The sequence below is a fragment of the Mycobacterium sp. NGS56 genome, assembly GCF_059812425.1.
In genome coordinates this window covers 177,794-194,686 of the sequence record NZ_JCALCQ010000002.1, presented here as the reverse complement: position 1 = coordinate 194,686, position 16,893 = coordinate 177,794, and the positions used below count along the sequence as shown (strand labels likewise).

Genomic DNA, 16,893 nt, shown 5'->3' with positions numbered 1-16,893 from the left:
CCTTAAAGGATTGGGGCTAGTTCGCCGTTCACGGCGGGCGGATGCTGATCGTCCTTCCAGCGCTTGATCAGAGAGTGTTCAATCCCGAATTGATCGATGACGCGGCCGACCACGTGGTCGGTTACCTCGTCAACGGAGGCGGGCCGCGCGTAATAGGCCACCGTCGGCGGGAAAATCACAGCGCCGGCGCGCGCCAGATAGTGCATGTTCTCCAGGTGGATCTCGCTCAATGGAGCCTCCCGCGCGACAAGAACGAGCTTGCGGCGTTCCTTCAGCGTCACGTCGGCGGCGCGAGTAATCAGGTTGTCGCTGAGACCGATTCGGATGGCGCTCAACGTCTTCATGCTGCACGGGCACACGACCATGCCATCCGTGCGGAACGACCCACTGGAGATGGTGGCGGCAAGATCGCGAACATTGTAAGCGTGTGAAGCCATTGCCCGAACCTCATCGAGGCTCGTATCGGTCTCGAGCTTGATCGTCGCCCGTGCCCAGTCGCTGACGACCAGGTGCGTTTCGATCCCCAACAGCCCGAGAGCTTGCAGCAGACGGATCCCCAAAGCGGCGCCGGTCGCACCGGTCATCGCGACTACTAAACGCATCATCTTCCTCCTATTTGCGGGCCGCCCGGCCCCGGACTTCGGGCTGTGCGGTTTCTGATTTGAGCAACCGGGCCTCATTTGCGAGTACTTCCCAGTCAAAATCTTGTCGCCGACCGGCTCTTGGTCGCATCCGCCGGTGGCTAGTCCTGGCCACCCGCGGCTGCCAGATAGTTTTTCGCTACCTTTTCGGGCCGTGTCCAGTGTCAACTCAAGGACGGCTCACGGGACTGCGCCAATGAGACATGTTGCCCACAACATGTGACGTCGCAGAGCGCTCCGGGCAGTCATCGCCGTATCGACCGAGACCAGCGCTCGTATCAGCCGCAACCGGTGCTGGCCACAAAGGTCGCGGAATTCGACGCTGGGCGATACGTTCACACCATGGTCCAAGACGGGCACACAACGAAGCGTTGTTGAGTGCTCGTCATTTTGCCGACGGCGACCGGCAGTCAGAGTCCGTGCTCCGCTTTGAGAATGTCGCCGGCACGCTCGCCGATTACGACACACGGAGCCATGGTGTTACCAGTCGTGATACGCGGCATGATCGACGAGTCGGCGATCCGAAGACCCTCAACCCCATAGACTTTGAGATCGCCGTCCACCACCGACATGTCATCTCGCCCCATCTTCGCGGTGCAGGATTGATGCCAGAAGCTGGTCGCGGTGTCCCGCACAAAGCGCTCGAGATTACGTCTGGTGAGGTTCCCTGGCATCACTTCGCGCTTGGTGAAGGTTCGCAGCGGTGCTGAGTTTCCGATGTCGCGGGATAGCTCGATACACGCGAGCGTAGCCGTGAGGTCGTCGCCATGAGCCAGCATGTTGTCCTCGACCGCCACCCGGTCGGACGGATCCGGGCCGGTAAGACGGATCCTGCCGCGGCTCTTCGGTCGCAGCACCCCCGCACATGCCGTCCACCCGTGCTCGGGTATCCGGTTGCCTGCAGGATCTCCCGAATCAGATAACGGGAACTCCGCGACACAAATTTGTAGGTCGGGTGCCTCCAGCTGTGGATCGCTCTTCCAAAACACCATCGCCTCTGCCCCATTGGTGCGTGGCGGGAGGGGATCGCGGTATTGCCATACGCAGTAGACGCACGGATGGTTTTGGTAGTTGTGTCCTACGCCGGGGAGATCCCACACAACCGGAATTCCGAAGCGCTGTAGTTCTTCGGCATCGCCGATGCCCGACTGCATGAGCAGTTTGGGCGTGTTGATTGCGCCCAACGACACGACTACCTCCCGCCCTGCGGCGACGCTGTGGGCTGAGCCGCCGAGCGAAAACTCCACTGCCGCGATCCGGTTCTTGTCAAAGGCTAACCGCGTAACGGTCGCATGGGTGAGAACAGTTAGGTTCGACCGGCGCAGGTGCGGGTGGACGTAGGAACGAAACACCGATTGCCGGTGTCCATCGCGCACTGTCAAATCGAGGATCGAAGCACCACCTTCACCCTCCATCATCGCGCCGTTGTTGCTTTGGTAGCTGGGAATTCCGACCGCGCGCGCAGCATCGACGACGGCGTTGGCAAGTGGACTGGGATCGGTTGCGGGAGCAACGAATATCGGACCGCCGACGCCGCGGTAGTCGGGATCGTATCGCCCGTGCCAGTCTTCGATGCGACGGTAGATGTCGAGGACCGATTTATAGCTCCACGACTGGTCACCAGCCTCGAGCGCGAAGTAGTCCCAGTCGCTGCGATGCCCTCGCGTCCAAGCCATTACGTTGATGCTTGATCCGCCGCCAAGCACCTTGCCCATCGACAGCGGGATCGACCTGCCGTTGAGATGCGCCGACGGTTCTGAGACAAATCCCCAGTCACGTTCGGTGCCCAAGTTGAGGGGCCACTGGGACGGATCGTGAACGGCCGGCACGTCGTCAGTGCCGCCCGCCTCCAGCAATAGCACTGTGACATCGAGATTTTCGGCCAGCCGGGCCGCCACCACTGATCCGGAGGATCCCGACCCGCACACCACGAAGTCGTACCGGGGCGCGACGCCGGGAGGTGGGACCGTGTGTTTTCCGGTTTGTTTCATCTGGACTGGCAACTCGTCCGACGCGTCAGACGGCGAAGGTCGATGACGCGATTCCTGCCGTTGCGTGTTTCTTCGGTTGCTGCGATGGTCTCAATCACTGTGGTGGCCACGGACACCTCTCTAGTTGTGCTGCAAACCAGTGTGCGGCGTCCGGCACTATCAGAAAATGGCCGTTCGGGTCGACCTTCCCATGAAACGCGACGCGACTCGGCCATACGGATTCGGCCGAGCAGCCGCGCGGCGGGTCAAACGGAGAACGTGGCCGACGCCAAAGCAACGGCTCCCGCGGCTGCGCCACTGCCAGCCCTGGATAACTTCTTTACAATTGCGACCTCAGGGCTGCACCGTTCGCACCGGTTTCAACGGGTCCTGCCGTCCGATGCGAGACAGCATCTCAACCCTGAGCGGTCGAGCACCGCGAACCCCGCGTCGGCGCCATCCTCCCGCGCGATCGATGTGAAATCGGAACGGGCGCTTGCTGAATGGGGCGTCGACCCCAGTCACGACGGCATCAGCAACCGCGGATGCGTCTGCGTCCGGTGGCACGATTTCACCGAAGGCTAGTTCGACTTGACGTCCAAAACTTCCGCAGGGTCCCTCCTCGTACTCGTCGAACACCCTCCGGTCGGCGGGTGATCCGGCATTTCGCGAAGTGGTTGGTGTCGGCGGTGAACGCGCCGGGAACGATGATGGGCGTCTTTATGCCCCAACGCGTCAGCTCGCGCGCGTACGCCACCGCCAGCGCTTCCATCGCGGCTTTGACCGCGAAATAGGGGACCAGAGAAGGTGGCGTACCCCCGCTGAGCTGCTGCTCAATGCCCACACCAACAAGCCCTGCCGTTGTCGTCGCATAAGAGGTAGCGCGGACCGATTGACGCATTGAGCGCTCACCACATTGACGTCATATAGTTCGGCCAACTGTTGCGGCGTACACGCCTCGGCCGGACCGAACGCCATGTGCCCGGCGTTGTGTAACCATTGGCGCCAGAATTTTTGATGGGTCACGACTCGACTCGGCGCCGGGGAACCATCGCGCCCGCGCGCAAGTCGCCGTTTGCCGCAAGTCAGCCCGCCGCGGCTAGGCCTGTGGCCGTGTCGTCGTGTGGCGGCCACAGCGGCTGCAGCACTTCGACACCGAACGGCGCGTCCCAGTGGTTTCGGGACGAAACTTCGTGTACCGGATGGCGATTCGCCGCGACACCCCACCTGCCCAACGGGTAGCCCAGGGTGAGCATGGCAGACATCTTCCAGCCTTGCTCAACTGGAACTCCCAGGAGCTCGTTGACCTCGTCCGCGAAATTGCGGAGCACCATCGTCATGACGCCGCCGACGCCCTCGGCACGGGCGGCGAGCAAAACACTCCAGATCGCCGGGTAGATGTTAGCACCGCCGAGGTCGTCGATGGCGAAGACGAAGAGCAACAGGGGAACTTCTTCGAAATGATCGGCCAGGTAATCCCCCGAGCCTTTGATCCGGCGCATCGTTTTGGCGTGAGCCGCCGCATCCGCACCGGGCGCCGCCGCAGCCATCGGTCCCGTCCCAGTAGTGAACTTCTCGTATTCGAGGGCGCGGGCCTTCCGGAACAGTTTGGCGAATTTGCGGATGAGTTCCGGGTCGTCGACGGCCACGAAGTGCCAGCGCTGGGTGTTGCCCCCGTTGGGGGCGCGGACCGCCGCGTCGAGAATGCGGGCCTGCGTGTCCAGCGGGATCGGATCCGGCCGCAGCCGCCGCATCATCCTGGTGGTGTAGAGGCCTTCGTAGATGTCCATTGTTCTTCTCCTTCCGCTACTCGGGCCAGCTGTTGTTGAGGATGTGGTCGACGAAGTCGACGCGCTTGAAGGCCGGATCGAAGTGCGCCAGCACGTCGGCGTTCATGGTGCCGTCGGTGGTCCGCGGCCGGTGCTTCATGCCGTCGTTGAACGCCGCCAGAATGCGCTGCTTGAACTGTGGGCGCGGGTGGGCGGCGGTCACCGCGGCCAGTGCCTCGGGCGCCAACTGCTCGCGCCCGACGCCGACCACGTCGACTTCCACGCCGGCCTGCAGCAGCGCCACCTCGGGGGCCATGAACTCGGGCACGCCGGGGGTGGTGTGCAGGGCGATGCCCAGCCACACCTTGGCCGCGTCGGCCTCGTCGACGCCATGGGAGGTCAGGAAGTCCCGTGCCGCGTCGGCGCCGTCGACCTCGAAACGGACGGCGGAGCCGCGATAGCGCTCGGTCAGGCCGAGGTCGTGGAACATCGCACCCACGTAGAGCAGCTCCACATCGGGCTTCAGCCCGCGGCGCACGCCCTGCAGCGCGCCGAAGAAGAACACCCGCCGGGAATGGTTGAAGAGCAACTCGTCCTCGGTGTCGCGGATGAACTCGGTGGCCTCACGCGCCAGGGCCGTGTCGGGCACGTGGATGCCGGCGACGGCGTCAATTGAGCTGGTGGTCATGTTCTCGTCTCCCTCCAAGTAACTGTTGGTTCGAGTGTGCGGCGGCGCGGACGAATCGACCCTGGCCGATCGGGCCGTCAAGTCCTCAGAAAGCGACAGAATGGGTTGCGTGGCTACAGCCGGAGCGCGTTCGCGGGTGGTGGTGATCGTCGTTTTCGACGGGGTGACGCTGTTGGACGTCGCGGGGGCGGGTGAGGTGTTCGCCGAGGCCAACCGCTTCGGCGCCGACTACCGGCTCAAAATCGCGTCGGTCGACGGGTGCGATGTGACCAGCTCGATCGGGGCCCGATTGGGCGTGACCGACAGCATTTCGGCGATCGATTCCGCCGATACCGTCATGGTCGCGGGCAGCGACGACCTGCCGGGGCGACCCATCGAACCCGCCCTGGTCGAGGCCGTCCGATCGGTGTCAACACGGACCCGTCGTCTGGCGTCCATCTGCACGGGGTCGTTCATCCTCGCGCAGGCCGGCGTGCTCAGCGGCCGGCGCGCCACCACGCACTGGCACGACACCCGGTTGCTGGGCCGGGCTTTCCCCGATGTCACCGTCGAGCCGGACGCGATCTTCGTCCGCGACGGCGACATCTTCACCTCCGCGGGCATCTCGTCGGGCATCGACCTGGCGCTGGCGTTGGTCGAAATGGATTACGGGACAGAACTGGTCCGCGACGTGGCCCGGTGGCTGGTGGTCTACCTCAAACGCGCGGGCGGCCAATCACAATTCTCGGTGTTGCTGGAGGCCGATCCCCCGCCGCAGTCGCCGCTGCGCCCGGTCACCGATGCGATCGTGGCCGACCCCGGCGCCGACTATAGCGTGAAAAAGCTTGCGGCCCTGGCATCTTTGAGCACCCGTCAGCTGACCCGGCTGTTTCAATCCGAGCTCGGGATGACCCCGGCGCGCTACGTCGAACTGGTTCGGATCGATTTCGCCCGAAATGCGCTGGAATCCGGCCGGACGGTCACCGAGACCGCCGGCATGGCCGGCTTCGGCAGCATCGAAACGCTGCGACGGGTATTCGTCAATCACCTGGGCATCAGCCCGAAGGCCTATCGGGACAGATTCCGAACGGCTTACGCCTGAAAGCTACTTGGTGTTGTTGTACTTGGTGATCGCGTCGTCCAGGCGCTGCAGCGCCGCGCCGTAGCCCGCGAAATCGCCCTTCTTCTGCGCGTCCTTGGCCTCGCCGATTGCCGCCTGAATCTCTTGCAGGGCAGCGGATTTGGCGGGCGATAGCGTCACCGCTCCGTCGGGCACCGGCGGTGCGGCGACCGCCGGCGGTGATCCGGGCGTCGCGACCGGCGCCGGCGGGCTGGCCGGCGGACTCGCCGCGGGTGTCCCCGCCTCGGTGGGCTGGATGCTCGTCGCGGCCGCGCCGGCGCCCGGGCCGAACAGCCCGGTCAGGGCGTCCCGCACGGTGGGTCCGTATCCGATCTTGTCGTTGTACATCATCGCCACCCGGATCAGTCGCGGGTAGGACGACGCCGCGTCGCTGGCCCCCGGAGAGGCATACACGGGCTCGACGTAGAGCAGGCCGCCCCGCCCCACCGGCAGGGTGAGCAAGTTGCCCCATCGGATCCGGTTCTGGTTGTCGCGCCCGATCACGCCGAGGTCTTGGGACACCGCCGGATCGGTGGTGATCGCGTTGTTGGCCAGCTTCGGCCCGTTGACCTGACCCGGGATGGTCAACACGGTGATCCTGCCGTACGTGGCCGGGTCGGAGCTGGCGCTGATGTAGGCGGCCAGATAGTCGCGCTTGAACCTGTTCATCGCGCTGGTCAGCTGGTAGGACGCCGTATTGTCGTTTTTAGCAATGTTTTTCGCGACGATGTAATACGGCGGCTGGTAACTGCTGGCCGTCGGGTTCGGATCCAACGGCACGTCCCAGAAATCCGAGGTGGAGAAGAACGTCACCGGATCGTTGACGTGGTATTTCGCCAGCAGCATCCGCTGCACCTTGAACAGGTCCTCGGGATAGCGCAGGTGCTCGGCCAGCTCCGGGCTGATGTTGCTCTTGGGCTTGACGGTTCCCGGGAACACGCGCATCCAGGCCTTGAGCACCGGGTCCTGTTCGTCTTGCTGGTAGAGCGTGACGGTGCCGTCGTAGGCGTCCACGGTCGCCTTCACCGAATTGCGGATGTAGGAGACCCGCTTGTCGGGCGCCAGCTTGTTGAAAGCCACCTCGTTGGAGTCCGCGGTCGCCGATTCCAGCGACGTGAGTTCGGAATAAGGGTAGTTGTCCAGGGTGGTGTAGCCGTCGATGATCCACACCAGTCGCTTGTTGACGATCGCCGGGTACACCGCGCTGTCGGTGGTCAGCCACGGCGCCACCGCTTCCACCCGCCGCGCCGGGTCGCGGTTGAACAGGATCTTGCTGTTGGAGCCGATCACGTTGGAGAACAAGAAGTTTCGCTCGGCGAATTTCGCGGCGAACACGCTGCGCGACAGCCAGCCGCCGAGCGGGACGCCGCCGAGGCCGGTGTAGGTGTAGTTCTTGGTTTCGTTGCTGGTCTCGTAGTCGTATTCGCGGTCGTTGCCGTTGCGCCCGACGATCGCGTAGTCCGCCGACGTGTTGGAGATGACCGGCCCGAAGTAGACGCGCGGCTGGTCGAGTTGTGCCGGGCCGTCGGACACCACGTTACCGTTGGCGCCGACGACGTTGACCAGGAATTCTGGGTAGCCGCCGTTTTGGTTGGGGTCGTTGGCGATTCCACGCACGGTGTTGGCCGGCGACGCGACGAAGCCATTGCCGTGGGTGTAGACGGTGTGCCGGTTGATCCAGTCGCGCTGATTGTCGATCAGCCGGTCGGGGTTGAGCTCGCGCGCCGCGACGACGTAGTCGCGCAACGCCCCGTTGCGGTCCTGGTACCGGTCGATGGACAGCTGGTCGGGGAAGTAGTAGAAGTTCTTGCCCTGTTGGAACTGGGTGAACGCGGGGCTGACGATCGTCGGGTCCAGCAGCCGGATGTTCGACGTGGTCGCGCGGTCGTCGGCGACCTGCTGGGCGGTGGCCTGCGCGTCGCCGGTGTAGTTGCGATAGGTGACCTGGTCCGAGGTCAGGCCGTAGGCTTGCCGCGTCGCGGTGATGCTGCGGCTGATGTATTCGCTTTCCTTTTGCGCGGCATTGGGTTTGACGCTGATCTGCTCGACGATCAGCGGCCACCCGGCGCCCACGATCAGCGAGGACAGCAGCAACAAAACCAGCCCGATCGCCGGGATCCGCAAGTCCTTGAGCACGATCGCGGAGAACACCGCGGCCGCGCAGATGATCGCGATCGCCATCAGGATCAGCTTCGCGGGCAGCACCGCATTGATGTCGGTGTACCCGGCGCCGGTGAAAGGCTTGCCACCCCGGGTGTGCGACAACAACTCATAGCGATCCAGCCAGTACGCGATCGCCTTGAGCACGACCAGCACCCCGACCAGGGTGACCAGCTGGATCCGCGCCGAACGGCTCAGCGCACCCGTCCGGCCGGACAGCCGGATGCCGCCAAAGATGTAGTGGGCCAACAGGTTGGCGACGAAGGCCAGGAACACCGCGACGAACAGGTAGCTGAGCAGCAGCCGGTAGAACGGCAGCTCGAATGCGTAGAAGCCCAGATCCTTGCCGAACTGCGGGTCCTTGATGCCGAAGTCGCCCCCGTGCAAGAACAGCTGGATCCGCACCCAATAGCTTTGCGCGATGATGCCGGCCAGCAGGCCGACCGCCACCGGGATGCCGGCGCTCACCAGCCGCAACCGGGACAGCACCAGGGCGCGGTAGCGCGCCACGGGATCGTTGTCGTTGCTCGGCACGAACACGGGGCGGGTGCGGTAAGCCACCGCGAGCCCGGCGAACACGATGCCGCCCACCAGCAGACCGGCGATCAGGAAGACCACGAACCGGGTGACCAACACGGTGGAGAACACCGAGCGATAGCCGACCTCGCCGAACCATAGCCAGTCGACGTAGGCATCGATCAGCCGCGGACCCGCGAGCAGCAGGGCGATCACACCCAGTGCGATCAGGATCAGAATCCGGCTACGCCGGGTCAGCTTCGGCATTCGTGCGGTGGGCCGCATCCCCACTGGCTACGCTCCCTGATCGATTGCTAGACGGTGACAACTCTACGCATGGCACTACCCCTGATCGCCAGGGTTCGCTAGCAGCTTGGCGGCTGCCCACCCGACCCGATCGCGTGCAGCGCATCCACTGCCTGGTCGAGCGTCTCGACCTTGACCAGCCGCAGGCCGGAAGGATTGTCCGAGCTGGCCTCGTAGCAGTTCTTCGCCGGCACCAGAAAGATCGTGGCCCCGGCCGCATGTGCAGCGACCATCTTGTGGGTGATGCCGCCGATCTGGCCGACCTTTCCGTCGGACGAAATCGTGCCGGTGCCCGCGATGAAGTTCGACTTGGCCAGGTCCCCGGTGGTCAATTTGTCGACCACCGCCAGGCTGAACATCAACCCCGCGGACGGTCCGCCCACGTTGGCCAGGTTGAAGTCCACGGTGAACGGCGCCCACGGCGCGTCGAGCACTGCGACACCCAGGAAGCCGTAGTCGCGGTCCTTGTTGGCGCCCAGCGTGATCTGTGCGACGCCGGCCGGCTCGTTCTTGCGGCGGTAGTCGATGGTCACCACCTGGCCCGGCTTAGTGTTCTTCAGCAGTCCGGTGAACTGGTCGACGGTGGCCACCGGCATGCCGTTGACCGCGTCGATGGCGTCGCCGACTTTGAGCTTGCCCACCGACGGGCCCGGCTCGGGGACCTTGGCGACCGTCACCGCCGCGGGGTACTTGAGGTACCCCAGGGCCGCGTAGGCGGCGCTGTCCTCGGATTGCTTGAAGTCGGCGTTGTTGGCCTTGTCGACGTCCTCGCGCGACTTACCGGGCGGATAGATGAGGTCGCGCGGCACCAGCTGTTCGGTGTCCGAAAGCCACAGCGTCAGCGCCTCGCCCAGCGTCAGATTGTCGCGCTGGGACACCGTGGTCATATTGAGGTGGCCGGTTGTCGGGTGCGTCTGGGTGCCCTCGATCGCCACCACCTGCTTGCCGTCGACTTCGCCGAGCGTGTCGAAGGTGGGGCCGGGCCCCAGCGACACGAACGGCACCGTTACCACCGCCAGCAACACGCCGAACACCAGGATCGGCACCAGCGCGACCACCAAGGTCAGGATGCGCCTGTTCACGCCGATCAGACTAGACGGCCCCCGTGGCGCGGTGTTCAGCCACAACGTCCGGTAACCGCGTTTAGCTACAAGCTGACCCGAGGTCCCGCCGTCTGACCTTGTGGTGAGTACCGTTGAGGGCATGGCTGACCTGCCTTTCGGTTTCTCCTCCGGAGACGACCCCGACAAGCCCGGGAAAAAAGATCCCGATTCGGGCTCGAACCCGTCTGACCCCTTCGCCGCCTTCGGCATGAGCGGCGAATTCGGCATGGGCGACCTGGGGCAGATCTTCACCCAACTGGGTCAGATGTTCAGCAGCGCGGGCACCGTCGGGCCCGGCGGAACCGCCTCGGGTCCGGTCAATTACGAATTGGCGCGCCGGGTCGCGACGAATTCGATCGGCTTTGTGGCGCCCGTTCCGGACACCACCAACTCGGCGATAGCCGACGCGGTGCGTCTAGCCGAAACCTGGCTGGACGGGGCCACGGCGCTGCCCGCGGGCACCACCAAGGCGCTGGGTTGGACCCCCGGCGACTGGGTCGAAAACACGTTGGAGACGTGGAAGCGGCTGTGTGACCCGATGGCACAACAGATTTCGACGGTGTGGGCGGCATCGCTGCCTGAAGAAGTCAAGAGCATGGCGGGCCCGCTCATGCAGATGATGTCGCAGATGGGCGGGATGGCGTTCGGCTCGCAGCTCGGGCAGGCGCTGGGCCGATTGTCGCGCGAGGTGCTGACATCGACCGACATCGGTTTGCCGTTGGGGCCCAAGGGAATTGCGGCGCTTATGCCCGACGCCGTCGAGTCGTTCGCCACCGGGCTGGAGCGGCCGCGTAGCGAGATCCTGACGTTTTTGGCGGCGCGTGAGGCCGCCCACCACCGCCTGTTCAGCCACGTGCCGTGGCTGTCGAGCCAACTGCTTGGTGCCGTCGAGGCGTATGCGATGGGCATGGAGATCGACATGTCCGGCATAGAGGAGCTGGCGCGCGATTTCAATCCGGCGTCGCTGTCGGACCCTGCTGCGATCGAAAACCTGCTCGGGCAGGGCGTTTTCGAGCCCAAGGCGACGCCGGCGCAAACCCAGGCGCTGGAACGCCTGGAAACACTGCTCGCCCTGATCGAGGGCTGGGTGCAGGTGGTGGTGGCCGCCGCGCTGGGCGACCGGATTCCCGGCGCGGCCGCGCTGGGCGAGACGATGCGCCGCCGCCGGGCCAGCAGCGGCCCCGCCGAGCAAACCTTCGCAACATTGGTCGGCCTGGAGCTACGGCCCCGCAAGATGCGGGAGGCCGCCGCCTTCTGGGAGCGCTTGACGGAGGCCGCCGGGATCGACGCCCGCGACGGGATCTGGCAACACCCCGACCTGCTGCCCGACACCGATGACCTCGACGAGCCGGCAGGCTTCATCGACCGCGTCATCGGCGGTGACACCAGCGGCATCGACGAGGCCATCGCCAAACTCGAGCGCGAGGGCGAGGGCCGCGACGACCCGGGTTCCGGCGGCGGGTCTGTGGATAACTGAGGGAGTCATCACCCCGGACGTGACACAGTTGCGCGGTGACTCAGCGGTGCCGGGCCGTCCTTTCCAGCTATGCCCTGGATCCCGCCTTGCCGGTGTTGTTGCGTCCCGACGGTGCGGTCCAGGTGGGCTGGGACCCGCGTCGCGCGGTGCTGGTCCGGCCGCCGAGCGGCCTGGCCGCCGCCGAACTGGCCACGCTGTTGCGGACGATGTGGTCGCCCACCCCGCTCTCGGAGTTGCAGCGCCGCGCGCTCGACCGAGGCCTGACCGACGCCGACGGCCTGCAAAACCTGGTCGCGCAACTGGTCGGTGCCGGAGTCGCCAGCGAGTGCGGCCGACCGCGCGCCCGGGCCGCCTCGGTGCGGATCCACGGCCGCGGGCCCCTCTCCGAGCTGCTGGTGGAAACCTTGCGCTGCTCGGGCGCCCGGATCGCGCACAGCAGCCAACCGCACGCCGCGGTATCGGCCGACGACGTTGATCTAGTGGTGCTGTCGGACTTTCTAGTCGCCGACCCGCGCATGGTGCGCGATCTGCACAACCAGGGCATCGCGCATCTGCTGGTGCGGGTGCGCGACGGCATCGGACTGGTGGGTCCGCTGGTGATTCCAGGCGTGACCAGCTGCCTGGGCTGCGCGGACCTGCACCGCCGGGACCGCGACGCTGCGTGGCCGGCCATCTGCGCGCAGCTGCGCGAAACCGTCGGCGTCGCCGATCGACCCACCGTGCTGGCGACCGCGGCGCTGGCTCTGAGCCAAGTGAACCGCGTGATCGCGGCCGTGCACGGGCAGGAGGCGGCCGAGCCCGGGCCTCCCCAAACTCTGAACGCGACGCTGGAATTCGACCTGCGCTCCGGCGCGATCGTCACGCGGCAGTGGACCAAACATCCGTTGTGCTCCTGCTGAGCACCCACTTCCGTTGGCGGCGCTTGGCGCCGCGGGCGGGTCGTTCGCTCCAGTGACCTGCGCTTACGAAGCATGACAACGGGTGTTGTCGATGTCTCTCCACATCGCGCGAACCATCATGGATGATGGATGCGTGGCAGACATCAAAAGGGGCCGTGCTGCGCGGAACGCGAAGCTGGCCAGCATTCCGGTCGGATTCGCCGGACGGGCAGCGCTCGGTTTCGGTAAAAGACTGACCGGAAAGTCCAGGGACGAGGTCCAGGCCGAGCTTCTGGAAAAGGCCGCCCACCAGTTGTTCACCGTCCTTGGTGAGCTCAAGGGCGGCGCGATGAAGGTGGGCCAGGCCCTGTCGGTGCTAGAAGCCGCGATCCCCGAGGAGTTCGGCGAGCCGTACCGCGAAGCGTTGACCAAGCTGCAAAAGGACGCCCCGCCGCTGCCCGCCGCCAAGGTGCACCGCGTGCTCGATGCCCAGCTGGGCACCAAGTGGCGCGAGCGGTTCAGCTCGTTCGACGACGCACCGGTGGCTTCGGCCAGCATCGGCCAGGTCCACAAGGGCGTCTGGGCCGACGGCCGTGAGGTGGCCGTCAAGATCCAGTACCCCGGCGCCGACGAGGCACTGCGGGCCGACCTCAAGACCATGCAGCGCCTCGTCGGGGTGTTCAAGCAGCTCGCGCCGGGCGCCGACATCCAGGGTGTGGTCGACGAGCTCATCGAGCGCACCGAGATGGAGCTGGACTACCGGCTGGAGGCCGAGAACCAGCGCGCCTTCGCCAAGGCGTATCACGACCACCCGCACTTCGCGGTGCCGCGCATCGTCGCCAGCGCGCCGAAGGTGGTGATCCAGGAGTGGATGCAGGGCACCCCGATGGCCGACATCATCCGGAACGGCACCACCGAGCAGCGCGACTTGATGGGCACGCGGCTGCTCGAGCTCACCTTCGACGCACCGCGCCGGCTACAAATGCTGCACGGCGATGCCCACCCGGGCAACTTCATGCTGCTTCCCGATGGCCGCATGGGCGTGATCGACTTCGGCGCCGTCGCGCCGCTACCCGGCGGGTTGCCGATCGAGCTCGGTATGACCATCCGGCTGGCCCGTGACAAGAACTACGACATGCTGTTGCCGACGATGGAGAAGGCCGGCTTCATCCAGAAGGGCCAGCAGGTGTCGGTGCGCGACATCGACGACATGCTGCGCCAGTATGTCGAACCGGTCGAGGTCGAGGTCTTTCACTACACGCGCAAGTGGCTGCAGAAGATGTCCGCCATCGAGATCGATCGGTCGGTGTCGCAGATCCGCACGGCCCGCCAGATGGATCTGCCGCCCAAACTGGTCATCCCGATGCGGGTGATCATGTCGGTGGCCGCGATCCTGTGCCAGCTCGATGCCCACGTGCCGATCAAGGCACTGTCCGAAGAGCTGGTGCCCGGCTTCGCCGAACCCGACAGCGCGGTCGTCTAGCTTCCTCGCTAAGCGGCGGCCCCGTCCCGACGGGTGTCCTTGCGGGGGCGTCCGCGCGGCCGTTTGAAACTCAGGACCGAGCCGCGGTCGATGATTTCGCCGCCCCACACGCCCCATGGTTCGGCGCGTTCCAGCGCGGCGGCCAGACACTGCCGTCGGACCGGGCAGCTGGTGCACAGCGTCTTGGCCCGCTCGAGATCGGCCGGGGTGTCGGCGAACCACAGGTCGGGATCGCCGACGTGACACGGCAGGGCTTGTCCTGGGACTGTCGGTGCCGACATGTCCTACCACCTACTTCCTGATCTGGGTTGCTGTCGTTGGCAGTGATCCGGACCAGGTCGAAGAGGTGCCGACCTACAACTATGGCCACGGATCCTGGTGACTTCGGGTCCGTGGCCATTGGGAGAAAACCGGGCTGGTGCTTACCTTGCCTTCGGTGGGCCCCCGACATCTACGGACGCGTCGGTCACGGCGGCGGCGCGATGCTTACGCGCGGCCGCCGAGGCGGCGGGTGCGGCATGGAAGGCGCCCGCGGCCAGGACGGGGCGGGTCACGCCTGCACCGAACGCGTCGTTGATCATCGTGGCCACCCTCCTTAACGCCGAGTTGTAGTGCCGAGTTGCGGTTTCGAGGGTAAACGGTCACCGGCGATGACCACAACCGATTTTCTGACCAGCGGGTTTACCGGCTCAGCCCCCGCGAACCAGTTCCAGCACGTCCGGGCCGTACTGTTCCAGCTTGCGGGCGCCGATGCCGGGAATCCCGATCAGTGCCTCCTCGTCGCCGGGCCGCAACTCGGCGATCGCGATCAGCGTGTTGTCGGTGAAGACCACGTAGGCGGGCACCTTCTGGTCCTTGGCGGTGTCCAGCCGCCAAGCCTTCAGCCGCAACAACAGGTCCTCGTCGATCTCGGCGGCGCAGGTCTCGCAGCGCCGCAGCATGACGGCTGCCGGGGTGGTCAGATTCTTGTTGCAGATCCGGCAGCGGGTCGCGGCGCCCCGGTTACGCCGGGACCTGTTCGGCGTCACGTCGGCGCGCGCCTGGGGCGCGATGCCGTTGAGAAACCGCGACGGCTTACGGCCCTGGCGCCCACCCGGGCTCCGGGCCAGCGCCCAGCTGAGCGCCAAATGCACACGGGCCCTTGTGATTCCGACGTAGAGCAGCCGCCGCTCCTCCTCGACCGCTTCGCTCTCGGCGCCGTGCGCCAACGCGTGCGAGATGGGCAGGGTGCCGTCGGCCAGTCCGACCAGAAACACCGCGTCCCACTCGAGTCCCTTGGCCGCGTGCAGCGACGCCAGCGCGACGCCCTGCACCACCGGTGAGTGCCGGGCGTCGGCTCGCGTCCGCAGTTCGGCGACCAGCCCGGGCAAGTCGAGCTGCGGACGCTGAGCCACCTCGTCGTCGACCAGTTCGGCCAGCGCGGTCAGCCCCTCCCAGCGCTCCCGGGCCCGGGTGCCGACGGGTTCCTGGGCCGTCAGCCCCAGCGGCTCCAGGATGGTCCGGACCACTGCGGGTAACGGCCCCTCCGCACCGCGCTCGGCAGCCCGCTGCAGCGCCAGGAGGGCCTGCTTGATCTCCTGGCGGTTGAAAAACCCCTCGCCGCCGCGGACCTGATAGGGAATGCCGGCTTCGGTCAACGCCTCCTCGTAGATCTCCGACTGCGCATTGACCCGGTAGAGCACCGCTATTTCCGCCGGCGGGGTGCCGGATTCGATGAGCCGCTTGATCGACGCCGCGACCGCGGCGGCCTCGGCCGGTTCGTCGGGATGCTCGTGGAACGTCGGCGCCGGGCCCGGCGCCCGCTGACCCACCAGGTGCAACTTGCTGCCGGCAACCCGCCCGCGGGCGGCCGCGATCACCTGGTTGGCCAACGAGACCACCTGCGGGGTGGAGCGGTAATCGCGCTCCAGGCGCACCACGGTGGCGTCGGGGAACCGGCGGGAGAAGTCGAGCAGGAAGCGTGGAGACGCCCCGGTGAACGAGTAGATGGTCTGGTTGGCGTCGCCCACCACCGTCAGGTCGTCGCGGTCGCCCAGCCACGCCGTCAGCACCCGCTGTTGCAACGGCGTCACGTCCTGATATTCGTCGACGACGAAGCAGCGGTAGCGGTCCCGGAACTCGTCGGCCACCCCGGCATCGTTTTCGATCGCGGCCGCGGTGTGCAGCAGCAGGTCGTCGAAATCGAGCAGGGTGACGTTGTCGTCACGGGCTTTGAGCGCCTCGTAGGCGGCGTAAACGGTGGCGACCCGGGCGGCGTCCAGGGGGATGTCGCGCGCGGCGGCCGCCACCGCGGCCGGGTACTCCTCCGGCCCGATCAACGACGCTTTGGCCCACTCGATCTCGCCGGCCAGGTCGCGCACGTCGTCGGTGCTGGCGTTGATCCGGACGCGGCCGGCCGCCCGTGCGACCACGGCGAACTTGCTGTCCAGCAGCTGCCACCCGGTCTCGCCGACCACCCGCGGCCAGAAATACCGCAACTGCCGGTGCGCGGCCGCGTGGAACGTCAGAGCCGAGACCGCGCCGACGGAGGTGTCCCCGCCCGCCGCGGCGTCGATCGTCCGCAACCTCGAGCGCATCTCCCCCGCCGCCCGCTGGGTGAACGTGACGGCCAGCACCTGCCCGGCCGCGACGTGACCGCTCGCGACAAGCTGGGCGATCCGGTGCGTGATGGTGCGGGTCTTTCCCGTGCCGGCACCCGCGAGCACGCAGACCGGGCCGCATGGAGCCAGCACGGCCTCGCGCTGCTCGTCGTCCAGCCCCGCTGTCAATGGATCGGCGACCGTCGGCATGGCGTCCATCTTGG

At 66.2% G+C, this 16,893-nt stretch carries 13 protein-coding genes; 4 read left to right on the top strand and 9 right to left on the bottom strand.

Annotated elements, in window-relative coordinates:
* Positions 1-2: 2 nt before the first annotated feature.
* The 4 genes from AC5Y4F_RS08175 to AC5Y4F_RS08160 all read right to left on the bottom strand — a co-directional run bounded on the left by AC5Y4F_RS08175 (position 3) and on the right by AC5Y4F_RS08160 (position 5,068).
* Complete coding sequence (locus AC5Y4F_RS08175; RefSeq protein WP_067931635.1) at positions 3-602, bottom strand: UbiX family flavin prenyltransferase; 600 nt, start codon at positions 600-602, stop codon at positions 3-5.
* Between the two features lie 449 nt (positions 603-1,051).
* A complete protein-coding gene (locus tag AC5Y4F_RS08170) occupies positions 1,052-2,632 on the bottom strand; it encodes a GMC family oxidoreductase (RefSeq protein WP_067931606.1) in 1,581 nt (526 codons plus the stop codon).
* A gap of 1,064 nt (positions 2,633-3,696) precedes the next feature.
* A complete protein-coding gene (locus AC5Y4F_RS08165; protein ID WP_067931608.1) occupies positions 3,697-4,401 on the bottom strand; it encodes a nitroreductase family protein in 705 nt (234 codons plus the stop codon).
* A 16-nt stretch (positions 4,402-4,417) separates the two neighbouring features.
* Entirely contained in the window at positions 4,418-5,068 is a 651-nt protein-coding gene (locus AC5Y4F_RS08160; RefSeq protein ID WP_067931637.1) for an HD domain-containing protein, read from the bottom strand.
* A gap of 100 nt (positions 5,069-5,168) precedes the next feature.
* Between AC5Y4F_RS08160 and AC5Y4F_RS08155 the strand changes: the two genes are divergently transcribed.
* Positions 5,169-6,149, top strand: coding sequence for a GlxA family transcriptional regulator (locus AC5Y4F_RS08155; protein ID WP_197520471.1), 981 nt, complete (start codon positions 5,169-5,171; stop codon positions 6,147-6,149).
* Between the two features lie 3 nt (positions 6,150-6,152).
* Here AC5Y4F_RS08155 and AC5Y4F_RS08150 read toward each other — a convergent pair whose 3' ends face one another.
* Together AC5Y4F_RS08150 and AC5Y4F_RS08145 are read right to left on the bottom strand one after the other, a co-directional pair.
* Positions 6,153-9,134, bottom strand: coding sequence for a UPF0182 family protein (locus AC5Y4F_RS08150; protein WP_067931610.1), 2,982 nt, complete (start codon positions 9,132-9,134; stop codon positions 6,153-6,155).
* Positions 9,135-9,208: 74 nt separating this feature from the next.
* Positions 9,209-10,231 (bottom strand): YlbL family protein, encoded by a 1,023-nt coding sequence (locus AC5Y4F_RS08145; protein WP_067931612.1) that lies wholly within the window; start codon positions 10,229-10,231, stop codon positions 9,209-9,211.
* 103 nt (positions 10,232-10,334) lie between these two features.
* Here AC5Y4F_RS08145 and AC5Y4F_RS08140 point away from each other — a divergent pair, with 103 nt between their 5' ends.
* From AC5Y4F_RS08140 to AC5Y4F_RS08130, 3 genes are all read left to right on the top strand, one after another.
* A complete protein-coding gene (locus AC5Y4F_RS08140; RefSeq protein ID WP_499995932.1) occupies positions 10,335-11,729 on the top strand; it encodes a zinc-dependent metalloprotease in 1,395 nt (464 codons plus the stop codon).
* Between the two features lie 35 nt (positions 11,730-11,764).
* On the top strand, positions 11,765-12,628 hold the full coding sequence (locus AC5Y4F_RS08135) for a cyclodehydratase (RefSeq protein WP_067931617.1): 864 nt from the start codon (positions 11,765-11,767) through the stop codon (positions 12,626-12,628).
* Between the two features lie 118 nt (positions 12,629-12,746).
* The gene (locus tag AC5Y4F_RS08130) at positions 12,747-14,090 is read left to right on the top strand and encodes a macrolide-binding ATPase MABP-1 (RefSeq protein WP_067931641.1); all 1,344 of its coding nucleotides are present in this window, start codon (positions 12,747-12,749) and stop codon (positions 14,088-14,090) included.
* Between the two features lie 8 nt (positions 14,091-14,098).
* On the opposite strand, the gene AC5Y4F_RS08125 is transcribed toward AC5Y4F_RS08130, so the two are convergent.
* The 3 genes from AC5Y4F_RS08125 to AC5Y4F_RS08115 form a co-directional block, all read right to left on the bottom strand.
* Positions 14,099-14,371 carry a WhiB family transcriptional regulator gene (locus AC5Y4F_RS08125; RefSeq protein WP_067931619.1) on the bottom strand — a complete coding sequence of 91 codons (273 nt, stop codon included), beginning with the start codon at positions 14,369-14,371 and terminating at the stop codon, positions 14,099-14,101.
* A 141-nt stretch (positions 14,372-14,512) separates the two neighbouring features.
* Positions 14,513-14,671 carry a hypothetical protein gene (locus AC5Y4F_RS08120; RefSeq protein WP_197520475.1) on the bottom strand — a complete coding sequence of 53 codons (159 nt, stop codon included), beginning with the start codon at positions 14,669-14,671 and terminating at the stop codon, positions 14,513-14,515.
* Positions 14,672-14,779: 108 nt separating this feature from the next.
* Positions 14,780-16,879, bottom strand: coding sequence for an ATP-dependent DNA helicase UvrD2 (locus AC5Y4F_RS08115; protein ID WP_499995930.1), 2,100 nt, complete (start codon positions 16,877-16,879; stop codon positions 14,780-14,782).
* Between the last annotated feature and the right edge of the window lie 14 nt (positions 16,880-16,893).

Excerpts from the sequence above, each read along its gene's own strand:
- AC5Y4F_RS08175 (WP_067931635.1), bottom strand. The coding sequence starts at position 602 with ATGCGTTTAGTAGTCGCGATGACCGGTGCGACCGGCGCCGCTTTGGGG.
- AC5Y4F_RS08170 (WP_067931606.1), bottom strand. The coding sequence starts at position 2,632 with ATGAAACAAACCGGAAAACACACGGTCCCACCTCCCGGCGTCGCGCCC.
- AC5Y4F_RS08165 (WP_067931608.1), bottom strand. The coding sequence starts at position 4,401 with ATGGACATCTACGAAGGCCTCTACACCACCAGGATGATGCGGCGGCTG.
- AC5Y4F_RS08160 (WP_067931637.1), bottom strand. The coding sequence starts at position 5,068 with ATGACCACCAGCTCAATTGACGCCGTCGCCGGCATCCACGTGCCCGAC.
- AC5Y4F_RS08155 (WP_197520471.1), top strand. The coding sequence starts at position 5,169 with ATGGGTTGCGTGGCTACAGCCGGAGCGCGTTCGCGGGTGGTGGTGATC.
- AC5Y4F_RS08130 (WP_067931641.1), top strand. The coding sequence starts at position 12,747 with ATGGATGATGGATGCGTGGCAGACATCAAAAGGGGCCGTGCTGCGCGG.
- AC5Y4F_RS08125 (WP_067931619.1), bottom strand. The coding sequence starts at position 14,371 with ATGTCGGCACCGACAGTCCCAGGACAAGCCCTGCCGTGTCACGTCGGC.
- AC5Y4F_RS08120 (WP_197520475.1), bottom strand. The coding sequence starts at position 14,671 with ATGATCAACGACGCGTTCGGTGCAGGCGTGACCCGCCCCGTCCTGGCC.
- AC5Y4F_RS08115 (WP_499995930.1), bottom strand. The coding sequence starts at position 16,879 with ATGCCGACGGTCGCCGATCCATTGACAGCGGGGCTGGACGACGAGCAG.